At 64.9% G+C, this 12,856-nt stretch carries 2 protein-coding genes; both read right to left on the reverse strand.

Annotated features, from left to right (window positions below; all coding sequences use genetic code 11):
• Positions 1 to 6,623, reverse strand: a 6,623-nt coding sequence (locus CHB96_RS27055) for a non-ribosomal peptide synthetase (protein WP_141136585.1), incomplete at its 3' end; no start/stop codon positions are given.
• Positions 6,624 to 6,966: 343 nt separating this feature from the next.
• A complete protein-coding gene (locus tag CHB96_RS27060) occupies positions 6,967 to 12,813 on the reverse strand; it encodes a non-ribosomal peptide synthetase (RefSeq protein WP_245866239.1) in 5,847 nt (1,948 codons plus the stop codon).
• Positions 12,814 to 12,856 lie beyond the last annotated feature (43 nt).

The following is a 12,856-nucleotide window of genomic DNA, read 5'->3' on the forward strand; positions in this document are numbered from 1 at the left end:
GCCACCGCGACCGCACGCTCAGGACCCGCACCCACCGAAATCAAATACCGCGCAAGACGATTCACCCGCGCATCGAACTCGGCAAACGACAGAGAAGACCCCTCGAACACCACAGCAATAGCATCAGGACGCTCCACCACCCGCGCATCGAACGCATCCAACACCGTCGCACCCGACTCGAGCACGTGAGCAGTGTCGTTCCAGGAAGTCGACATCCGTCGCCGCGACTCGGCGGACAGCAGGTCGATGTCACCCACCGGCCCCCGTGGATTGTGCGTGGCGGCCTCGAGCGTGCGAACCAGCGCGGCGGCGAGCTCGGCGACGGAGGCGTCGTCGAACAGGTCCGTCGCATACGTGAAGGTGATGCCGTAACCGGAGGGCCTGCCATCGCCGTCCCAGTGCTCGACGACGGTGACCTGGAGGTCCATCTTCGCGGTCGTCGTGCCGATGTCGACGGCGGACACCGTGAGACCGGGTAGTTCGAACGTCGTGCGCTCGGTGTTCTGGAACGCGAGAAGCACCTGGACGAGTGGGTGTCGTCCTTGCGATCGGGGCGGGTCCACGACCTCGACGACGCGCTCGAACGGTAGATCCGCATGGCCGAAGGCCGCGAGGTCGATGCGTGCCACGTCGGCCAGGACGTCCTCGAACGATGCCGTGCCGTCGATCGGCGTCCGCAGCACGAGAGTGTTGACGAACATGCCGACGAGGTCGTCCAGTGCGGCGTCGCCGCGTCCCGCCATCGGTGTTCCGACGGCGACGTCGGCGCTTCCGGACATGCGCGACAACAGCACTGCCAACGCAGCATGCACGACCATGAACGGTGTTGCTCGGTGCGTACGCGCGAGTTCTGCGATACGCGCATGCAATTCGCCACCCGCGTCGACGGTGACCGACTTGCCCAGTCCCGACGCGGCGCGTGGCCGTGGCCGATCGGTCGGCAGTTCGAGTTGTTCCGGCAGTCCCGCAAGCTCGGCGCGCCAGAAGTGCTCCTGCTGAGCACCGGTCGACTCCGGGTCGTCGGGTTCACCGAGCACCCGATGCTGCCAGAGCGTGTAGTCGGCGTACTGCACCGGCAACGGGGCCCAGGTCGGCTCGTTACCCTCTGCCCTCGTCGCGTACGCGATCATCACGTCGCGCGCCAACGGTGTCATCGAAAAGCCGTCCGCAGCAATATGATGCGTGACGAGCACAAGCACGTGCTCGTTCTCGGCAACACGCAACACACGGGTACGCAGCGGCACCCACGACTGCACGTCGAAGGGCGCGCCGACGACCGCTGTCACCTCGGGTACCAGTGCATCCTCGGGTACCGAACGGGGCACGAGATCGAGATCTACTTCGTCGGCTCCGAGAACCACTTGCGTTCCCACTCCGTCGATCTCGGGGTACATCGTCCGCAGCACCTCGTGCCGGGCGATGACGTCGCGGACCGCGGCGGCCAACGCGTCGAGATCGAGCGTCCCCGACAGGCGCACTGCAACCGGAATGTTCTCGGTTGCCGACTGGGGGTCGAGACGGTTCAGGAACCACATGCGCCGCTGCGCCAGCGACAGCGGAATCACGTCGGGGCGCTCGACCGGCACGAGCGGAATCGCTGCTCCACTCCCCGCATGCTCCTCGACGCGCGCTGCGAGGGCAGCGACCGTCGGATCCTCGAAGATCGCCCGAACCGGAACCTGGGTGTCGAGTGCAGCACCCAGACGTGCGACCACCTGAGTTGCGAGCAGGGAGTTGCCACCGAGTGCGAAGAAGTCGTCGTCGGCGCCGACGCGAGCGGCCCCGAGCACCTCCGCGACGACGGCCGCGACGGTCTCCTCGACCGGCGTCGTCGGCGCACGGTACGTGGTCGTCTCGAACACCGGTGCGGGTAGCGCGGATCGGTCGATCTTGCCGTTGACGGTCAACGGAAGTGCATCGAGAACGACGATCACCGACGGCACCATGTACGACGGGAGAGACTGCGCAAGTGCCTTTTTCACGATCAGCGGTTCCACGGCGCCGACGACGTACCCGACCAGCGTAGTGCCCACGTGCCGATCGACATGGTCGACGACCACTGCATCGTTCACACCGGATACAGAACCCAGTGCAGCCTCGATGTCGCCGAGTTCGATTCGGAATCCACGCACCTTCACCTGATGGTCCGCACGACCCACGTAGTCGAGCACCCCGGCCGTCGTCCACCGAACCAGGTCGCCGGTCCGGTACAGCCGACTGGCAGTACCGCTGTACGGGTTCGCGACGAATCGCTCCGCCGTCAGATCACTGCGGCCCTGATAGCCACGCGCGAGCTGAACGCCAGCGAGGTACAGCTCACCGACGACACCGTCGGGCACCGGCGCCAGCCTGGCGTCCAGAACGTAGACCTGAGTGTTCCACTCCGGCAACCCGATCGGAATCGAATCGCCCTCTCCGACCTCGCGGGCGACGGTGTGCGACGTCACCGACACCGCAGCCTCCGTGGGTCCGTACAGATTGTCGACTCGAAGTTCGTGGCCCCGCAGAACCGCGGCTGCGGCGCGCGGCGGGAACGCCTCACCGATCACGAGCGCCCGCTCGACACTTGCCGGCAGCCCTGCTGCGCCACTGGAGACGAGCGAGGCCAACATCGACGGAACCACGTGAAGAGTGGTGACGACCTCCGCTGCCATCAATTCGTTCAGATATTCGGGCTCGCGGTGTCGCTCCGGCTCTGCCACGACCAGGCGACCGCCGACGGTCGGCATCGACCACAGCTCCCACACCGACAGGTCGAACGTGACCGGAGTCTTGAGTACCGCAGCATCGGACGCACCGAGCCGATACTCGTGCCGCAACCACTCGAGCTGGTTGACGACCGAAGCATGCGAAACGGCAACGCCTTTCGGCTTGCCGGTCGAGCCGGAGGTGAAGATGACATACGCCGTGTTCGACGGCCTCAGCGTGGACACGCGCTCCGAATCGGTGATGGGAGAACTCGCGTAGGACCCGAGATCGAGAGCGTCCAGTTCCACGACCTGGACACGCGCATCCGTCGTGAAACCGACGTCCGACGATGTCAACACCGCTGCCACGTCCGCGGTCTGCAGGATGTGGTCGGTGCGCGACGCGGGTTGCGCGGGATCGACCGGCACGTACGCTGCACCGGCTTTCACGACCGCGTACATGGCGACGAGGAGTTCGACCGAACGCGGAAACGCCAACGCAACCAATGATTCGGGCCCGATGCGCAGGGACACCAGGTGCCGCGCGAGAGCGTTGACCCGCGCGTCGAACCGGGCGTACGTCCACCGCTCCGAACGGAACACGACGGCTGTGGCATCGGGTGCTTTGTCGACCGCCGCATCGAACAGCGAGACCAACGTCGACTTCTCGTCCACCGGCCGCGCCGTCGCGTTCCTCGTGTCGAGTGCCACGACGCGTTCGGGGGCGTCCAGCAGGTCGATGTCACCGATCGCGATGCGCGGATCTGCCACGATGGCGCGTAGAACTCGGACGTACCTATCGAGCGTCGCGGCGGCCGTCGAGCGATCGAACAGCGCCGACGCGTACGTCAGCACGACCTGCAATCCCGACGGGTCGCCCTGGGCCGAATACGAATCGGAGACGATCAGATGCAGGTCGAACTTCGAGACACTCGCATCGGCCTCGACGCCGGTGACGGTCAATTCCGGTAGCACGAGTTCGGTGCGTGCGATGTTCTGGAACGACAGCCCGACCTGGAACAGCGGGTGACGCGCGGTCGATCGAACCGTGTCGAGCGCGTCGACGAGCGTCTCGAACGGGACGTCGGCGTGGGCGAACGCTTCGAGGTCGGTGTCCCTGACGGACCGCAGGAAGTCCGCGAACGTCTCGTCCCATCGCACGTGCGTCCGAAAGACGATGGTGTTGGCGAACATTCCGATCAGGTCGTCCAGCTGTGCTTCACCACGCCCGGCGATCGGCGATCCGACGGCGATGTCCCCGCGCTGCGACAGTCGCGACAGAGTCACGGCCCACGCTGCGTGCATGATCATGAACAGCGACGCGTTCGACACTCGGGCGATCTCCGTCAACGCCTGGTGCAGTTCGGCGTCCAGCTCGAGCGGAATTTCACCGCCGGCGAGTGACTGAACGGGCGGCCGAGGGCGGTCGAACGGCAGGTCCAGCTGGTCGGGCAGGCCTGCGAGTGCGGACTTCCAGAACTCCGTCTGCGCATAGGCCGTCGAGGTGGTGTCCTCGACGTCTCCGAGCATCTCTCGCTGCCACAGTGTGTAGTCGGCGTACTGAACGCCGAGAGGCGCCCACTGCGGCGTTTCCCGCTGTGCGCGTGCGGAATACGCAATCATGACGTCGCGCGTCAGTGGCACGACGGACGAACCGTCGGCGGCGATGTGATGGACGACCACGACGAGGACGTGCTCGGTGTCCGTCAGCTCGAACAACGAAATACGGACGGGTACATCGGTTTCGACGTCGAATGCCGCGCCGAGGCTCGTCAGCACATCCGAGGTCACGTCGCGTTCGGTGGTGCGACGACGGTCGATACCGACCGACGCGTCTCGAGCGGACAGGATGACCTGATGAGGTCCGTTGGCGTCACTCGGATAGATCGTCCGCAGCGTCTCGTGTCGCTCGACGACGTCGGTGACGGCAGCGGCCAGCGCGTCGGCGTCGAGGACGCCCGAAAGATGCACGGCCACAGGAATGTTGTACGCGGAAGACGTGGGATCGAACCTGTTGAGGAACCACATTCGTTGCTGCGCGAGCGACAGCGGAATCCGAGCGGGCCGCTCACGGGCGACCAGATCGAGGCGCGGACCCTGATCGGTCTGCGTGTCGATAGCTGCTGCCAGAGCGGACACCGACGGTGCGTCGAACAGCAACCGAGCCGGCACACGTTTGTGCAAGCGCGCGCCGACACGAGCCGCCACTTGTGTTCCGATCAGCGAGTTTCCGCCGAGTTCGAAGAAGTCGTCGTCAGCGCCGACCGTCTCCTGACCGAGCAACTCGGCGAACACCGCTGCGACCGCTTCCTCGGTCGGCGTCGACGGCTCACGGTAGTCGCGAGATTCGAAGACGGGCGCGGGCAGTGCAGCGCGGTCGACTTTGCCCGCACCGGTCAACGGCACGTGGTCGATCACGATCAACGCCGACGGCACCATGTGTTTCGGCAACGACTGTCGCATCCAGTCGAGCAGCTCCGCGCTCTCGACGGCACAACCCTTCGCAGGCAACGCATAGGACACCAGCGCAGTGCCGCCCGCGCCTGTGTCGATGCCCATCGTCAACGCGAACTCGACGTCGGCACGAGCGCCGAGCACCGCGTCGATCTCGCCGAGTTCGATACGGAACCCGCGAATCTTGACCTGGAAGTCGTTGCGGCCCAGATACTCCAGAGCGCCGGAGGCGTCGCGTCGCACCATGTCACCGGTGCGATACATGCGTCCACCGGCGGTGTCGCGAGGATCAGCGACGAATCGGTCGGACGTGAGCGCCTGCCGACCGTGATATCCACGCGCGACACCTCCGCCCGCCAGATACAGCTCACCCACGACACCGGGTGGCACTGGCGACAGACGTGTGTCCAGCACGTAGGCGCGCATGCCCTCGACCGGATCGCCGAGCGCAACACGTTCGCCGACGGCCAACGGAGTCGACATCGTCGCGAAGATCGTCGCTTCGGTGGGTCCGTATCCATTGAGCAGACTCCGACCGGGCGCCCATCGTGCGACGAGGTCGGCACCGAACGCCTCCCCTCCGACGACCAGCGCCTGCAGGTCGGGAAGTCCTTCGCCGTCGATGGACGTCAACGCTGCGGGTGTGCTGAATCCGTGTGTGACGCGTTCACGTTTCAGCAGTTCTTTCAGTTCGTCGCCGCCGTAGTTGTCCAGCGGCACGATTACCATCGTCGCGCTGGAACCGATCGCGATCAGATAGTCGAAGATCGACACATCGAAGCTGGGCGACGTGAAATGCAGTGTGCGCGACGACGCGGTGACGCCCAACGCACGAACGGAGTGGGCACACAGGTCCGCGAGGCCTGCCTGCGACACGACGACACCCTTGGGAAGACCTGTCGAACCGGAGGTGTAGATGACGTACGCGGGATTCGAGGCACGAAGCGTCGCGGTGCGATCACTCGTCGACACCGGCTCGCTCGAGTACTGCTCGACGCGGCTCACGAAGGCGTCGTCATCCAGGACAAACCAGCTGCACGACGACGGAAGCGCCTCGCGGTATGCGGCAGTCGTGACGCCCAGAGCCGCGCCCGAGTCGGTCAGCAGGTGACGGATGCGCTCGACCGGATACGACGGGTCGACGGGAAGGAACGCCGCACCGGCTTTGATCACGGCCCAGATGGCGGTGATGGACTCCACGGAGCGGGTCACGGCGACGGCCACGATCGACTCCGGGCCTGCGCCGTCGTCGATCAGCAACCGGGCCAGCCGCGACGATCGTGTATCGAGTTCCGCGTAGGTGATGCTGCGATCACCGTCGACCACGGCGACGGCACTCGGATCGCGTTCGACCGCCGTGGCGAGTAGAGCGGGGAGAAGTACAGCCCGCGAGCGACGGGGTTTCCGGGCTCGCGGCGTTCGCTTCTCTCTCTTGCCGTCCGTCTTGTCGGAAGACGTTTCCGTGGACGACCTGGAACTCATACGTGCACAACCCCCGGAAGGCTCGGTTCAGGTGAAACCCCGCGTCTCACCGATTGCACCGAATGAATCGTCGACGCGATGTAACGACGAGGACTCGGCACAACGGTCAATTACAACACGATTCTGCAAATTTCCTGCGAACACGGAATGACCTGCGCAGTAACTGCTTTAGACGCTCCGACCTGCACGTTCGACGCGAACCGATACCTACCGGGGAAAGAGACTGGCCGTTTTTTCGATGCCCGATAACCGATAATTCGACTGTTTATGATCGCTTACCGGTGTTCCGGAATTCTAATTCGGACAATCCACACAATGCCCATCACCTGTTCACCGAAGCGCATTACCTGTTCACTATCGACCCGATCATGGTCAACGCCTCGGGCGACGCCATCGTCCAGTGCGAGTAGGGAAGGACGTGGTTCTCCACATCGTCCGCCGCTGCGTTCCAGCCATCGGCACCGATCCGACCGGTCTCGTCGTCGGAGCCGGCCGCGAAGTAGACGAGGGTGCCGTCGTACCGGCCGGGAACGTACCGGTCGATCAGTTCGAATGCACGCTCGGCTTCGACGAGCACACGTTCGATCCGGTCCGTCGTGATCTCGCCGAGCGACGGCACCGACGACAACAGCCGCGCGATGCCCTCCGGAGACATGTCTACGTCGTCGACGTCACCCGGTACGAGCCCGCCGAACAGGTCGGCAGGCGTCGCAGGTGCCGCACCGGATCGTTCGAGAAGTTCTCCTGTCGTCGCGGCAGATCCCACGACGCTGTCCATCATGCCCAGCAACGACACCGTCTCGCCCTGAGCCTGCAGTTGTACCGAGACTGCATGTGCGAGAACACCTCCGAGCGACCATCCGAGAAGCTCGTACGGCCCGGCAGGCTGTACGCGTCGGATCTCGTCGACGTAGCGCGCCGCCCATTCCTCGATACTCGACGGGGACCAGTCCGACTCGGTCAGCGCTGGAGATTGCAGCGCATAGAGCCCCTTGTCTCGATCGATATGTGCGGCGAGGCCCGCGAACTGCCACGAGATGCCCACGATGGGATGGAGGCACCACAGAATGCGTCCTGCGGTCGGCTCTCGGAAACGGACAACCGGGTCGAGCGCACCCTGTGCGCCGTCCCGCTCGCCGTCGGCGATTCTGCGCGACAGTCCCTCGACGGTCGAGTCGGTGAAGATCCACGGGAGCGGAACCGAGAATCCGACGCTGTCGCCCAGCCGTGCGACCACCTGCGTGGCGATCAACGAGTTCCCACCCAGCTCGAAGAAGTCGTCGTCGAGCCCGACCTGCGGCACTCCGAGCACATCCGCGAACACCGCGGCGACGGATTCCTCCACCGACGTCGTCGGCGCACGGAACACACGTGGCTCGAACTCGGGCTCGGGCAGCGCTTGTCGATCGAGCTTTCCGTTCACGTTGAGCGGCAACGCGTCCAACGTCACGAACGCAGACGGGACCATATACGACGGAAGATATTCTCCGACAGCACTTCTCAACACATCGACATCGACATCGACACCCGATCCCGGATCACCGACCACGTACGCAACCAACCGGTCGCCGACCCGCTCGTCACGACGCGCCAACACCACAGCGTCGCGAACACCGTCGACAGCGCCGAGCACCGACTCGATCTCACCGAGCTCGATGCGGAAACCACGCACCTTCACCTGAAAATCCGAGCGACCCACGTAGTCGAGAACACCGCCGGACGTCCACCGAACCAAGTCGCCCGTTCGGTACATGCGACCGCCCGAACCGAACGGATCGGCCACGAACCGCTCCGACGTCAGATCCACCCGACCGTGATACCCGCGCGCCAACTGCACACCCGACAGATACAACTCGCCCACGACACCCGCAGGAACCGGATGCAGCCGCGAATCCAACACGAACACACGACAATTCCACTCCGGCCGACCGATCGGCACCGCCGACCCGACAGGAAGGACGACCTCGTTCGACGTCACCGACACTGCCGCCTCGGTCGGCCCGTAGACGTTGTCCAGCCGCGTACCACCACCGCGCAGCACCGCCTCCGCCGTCGACGCAGGCAACGCCTCACCGATCGCCAGGACTCGACGCACCGAATCCGGCAGTACCCCACCCGATTCCACAGTGAGCGCCCCCAACATGGACGGCACGACGTGCAACGTGGTCACCGACTCACGTCGGACGAGATCGACCAGATACGACGGATCACGATGACCGTCCGCCGACGCGATCACCAACCGGCCACCGATCGTTGCCCACGACCACAACTCCCACACCGACAGATCGAACGTCGCGGCAGTCTTCAGCAACGACACATCCGAGGAGTCCAACTCGTACTCGGCACGCATCCACTCGAGCTGATTCACCACCGCCCGATGGGACACCGCAACACCCTTCGGGCGTCCCGTCGACCCCGACGTGAAGATCACGTAGGCACTGTTGTCCGGACGAAGGCGCGCAACCCGATCCACATCCGACAGAGGGTCACCCGAGAATCCACTCAGATCGATCGACTCGACATCGACCGCCGACAGCGAACCGACGCTCACGACACCATCGGACGCAGACGTCAACACGACCACCGGGTCGGCCGTCGACAGAATGTACTCGGTGCGATCGGCAGGCTGATCCGGATCCACCGGAACATACGCGCCGCCTGCCGCAACCACGGCGAACATCGCCCACACCATCGACTCCGAACGCCGCATCGCCACCGCAACCGACGACTCCGGGCCAACACCCAGCGAGATCAGATGCCGCGCAAGACGATTCACACGCTCACCGAACTGGCGATACGTCCACGAACCCGACTCGAACGTCAACGCAACGGAATCGGGAGCCGCCACCACACTCGCGTCGAACAGCGACACCAACGTCGCACCCGAATCCACGACGTGCTCGGTGTCGTTCCACGACCGAACCACCACGTCCCGCTCGGCCGCATCGACGATCTCCACGTCACCTACAGCGAGCGCCGAATCCTCTGCCACCGCGGACACGAACGCGACGAACCTCCGGGCGATCGTCTCCGCCGTCGACGCATCGAACAATGCAGATGCGAACTTGAGCGTTCCTCCGATTCCGCTCGGGGCGCCGTGCTCGTCGTACTGGTCGGACAGGATCAGATGCAGATCGAACTGTGCCACTTCGGCATCGGCGTCGACGGCGGACACGGTCAGGCCGGGTAGTTCGAGATCGACCTTGTCGAGGTTCTGGAACGACAGGCCGACCTGGAACAACGGATGACGGGCCGTCGAACGCGCCGGGTTGAGGACTTCCACCAGGCGCTCGAACGGCACATCCGCATTCGCCAAAGCGCGCACATCGGCCTCGCGCACCGATGCGAGCAACTCCTCGAAACTGGCACCGAGATCGACCTCGGTCCGAAACACCAACGTATTGGCGAACATTCCGATCAGATCGTCCAACGCCGCTTCGCCCCGACCAGCGATCGGAGATCCCACCGCGATGTCCGTCGAACCCGACAACCTCGACAACAGCGCAGCCCACGCCGCATGAACGGCCATGAACAACGTCGCGTTCATTCCGCGTGCCAGACCCGTCAACGCAGCCTGCACGTCGGCGTCGATACTGAAATCGACCTTGCCCCCGGCGAACGACTGCATCGCAGGACGTGGACGATCGGTCGGCAACTCGATCTGATCAGGCAGACCCGCGAGCTCGGTCTTCCAGAACGAAAGCTGATCGAACGCAACCGAACTCGGATCGTTCTCGGAACCGAGAGCACGACGCTGCCACACCGCGAAGTCCGCGTACTGCACCGGCAACGGACTCCACCCGGGAGCAACTCCACCGACACGCGCCGCATACGCGACCATGAGGTCCCGCGTCAACGGACCCATCGAGCTGCCATCAGCGGAAATATGCTGCACGACGAGGGCGAGCACGTAGTCGGACTCGCCGATCCGATACAGCCGAACACGAAGGGGCACTTCGCTCGTCACGTCGAACGACGTGGCCGCCAACTGCTGCACGGTGTGAACGATGTCGCTCGGAGCGACGTCGAGCACCTCGATGTCGACGGCCTCGGTGTCGGGCAGGACGACCTGCGTCGGCCCCTCGGCATCGGATGGGTAGACCGTCCGAAGCGGCTCGTGTCGCGCGACGACATCATCGATAGCAGAACGGAGAGCGGTCTCGTTCAGCTCCCCCGTCAACCTGATCGCGATCGGAATGTTGTACGCAGCGGACTCGGTGTCGAACCTGTTCAGGAACCACATTCGCTGCTGAGCCAGCGACAGCGGGATTCGGGCTGGCCTCGGGTCCGCGCCGAGCGTCACCCGAGAAGGACCGCCGAACTTCAGCTCCGCCGCAGCGGCCAGGCCGGCGACGGTCGAGTCGTCGAACACCTCTTTCGCGCCGAAGCTGATATCGAGCGCGGCACCGATCCGGGCCGCGAGACGAGTGGCGGACAGAGAGTTGCCGCCGAGCTCGAAGAAGTCGTCGTCCACTCCGACTCGATCCACACCGAGGATCTCGGCGAAGACCGCTGCGACCGCGATCTGGGCCTCGGTGTCGGGTGCGCGGTACTCCTTCGCGACGAAGACAGGCTCGGGTAACTTGTCGCGATCGAGTTTGCCCGACGGCGTCAGCGGAATCGCATCGATGATCATGATCGACGACGGAATCATGTGCTTGGGCAACGACTTCGCGGCAAATGCGGACAACTCGTCGGCATCCGGTCGAGCACCGTCGACTGCACGTACATAGGACACGAGTACGGTGTCACCGGCCGGCCCGTCGTGGCCGACGGTGACGGCGAACGCGACGGACGGGTGCGCCGTCAGCGCCGTGTCGACCTCACCCAGTTCGATACGGAATCCGCGGACCTTGACCTGAGAGTCGTTCCTGGCGACGAACTCCAACGAACCCGACGAATTCCGCCGCACCACATCACCGGTGCGGTACATCCGTGCGCCGACAGTCCGGTCATGTCGCGGGTTGCTCTCCTGAGGGTCCACGAAAGGGTTTGCGACGAAGCGGTCCGACGTCAGCGCCGACTTCCATCGGTAACCTCGTGCGAGCCCGGCACCGGCGAGGTAGAGCTCACCCGCGACGCCGGTCGGAACGGGACGCAGCCTGCGATCCAACACGAACGCACTGGTGCCTGCGATCGCGTCACCGATCGACACGGCGTCGCCCGGCGTCAGGGCTGTCGAGATGGTGCTTGCCACAGTCGATTCCGTCGGACCGTACGCGTTGAAGAACCGTCGATCCCGGCCCCATTTGTCGACGAGTTCAGGAGGACAGCTCTCACCACCGACGACGACGACCTCGAGTACGTCGAGGCCTGCCGGGTCGACGGACGCCAGGGCGGCAGGCGTGACGAACGCGTGAGTCACCTTGTTGTCGTGTAGGAATCGACCGAGTTCGTCCCCTCCGTAGACGTCGGTCGGAGCGATCACCATCGCGGATCCGGACGCCACCGACAGCAACAGCTCGAGAATCGACGCGTCGAAGCTCGGTGACGCGAAGTGCAGGGTGCGCGACCGTCCGGTCAAGCCGTATCGGTCGAGTTGTTCGCCTGCGAGATCAGCCAGTCCCGTGTGCGTGACGACGACGCCCTTGGGCAGGCCCGTCGATCCCGACGTGTAGATGACATAGGCAGGATTGTCCGCACGCAGCGGCGAGACCCGATCGGACACCGCGATTCTGTCGTCGGGAACGGCGTCGAGCGACGCCTGGAAGGACGCGTCGTCGAGGACCGTCCATTCGCTGGAACCGGGGAGATCGTCCCGAAAGGCCGACGTCGTCAGGCCGACGCGAGAGCCCGAGTCGGTCAGCATGTGCTGCACGCGATCGGCGGGATATGTGGGATCGACAGGGAGAAACGCGGCTCCGGTCTTGGCGATCGACCACAGTGCGACGACGGACTCGATGGAACGAGTGATCGCGATCGCGACGATGTCCTCGGGGCCGACACCTCGCTCGATCAGTACGCGCGCGATCTGGGACGACAGTCGGTCGAGCTCGCTGTAGGACACCGCGCGGTCTCCGGACACGAGCGCATCCGCGGTGGGGTCGATCTCGACCGCAGCGGCGAGAAGCTGGGGCAGCAGTGCGGTGGTGCCCCGACGGGCCCGTGGCCGCCGAGGCCGGACGCGCCGGGCACGTGGACGGGTCGTCGATTCGTCGTCGGGGCCGTCCGTCATACGGTCGCGGCTCATCCTTCTCGAACCAGGTAGTGCATGACCGTATTGTCCACCGAGT

It is taken from the genome of Rhodococcoides kyotonense, assembly GCF_900188125.1.
Lineage (GTDB): Bacteria > Actinomycetota > Actinomycetes > Mycobacteriales > Mycobacteriaceae > Rhodococcoides > Rhodococcoides kyotonense.

Coding starts and splice junctions, on each gene's coding strand:
- CHB96_RS27060 (WP_245866239.1), bottom strand. CDS start 12,813: ATGAGCCGCGACCGTATGACGGACGGCCCCGACGACGAATCGACGACC.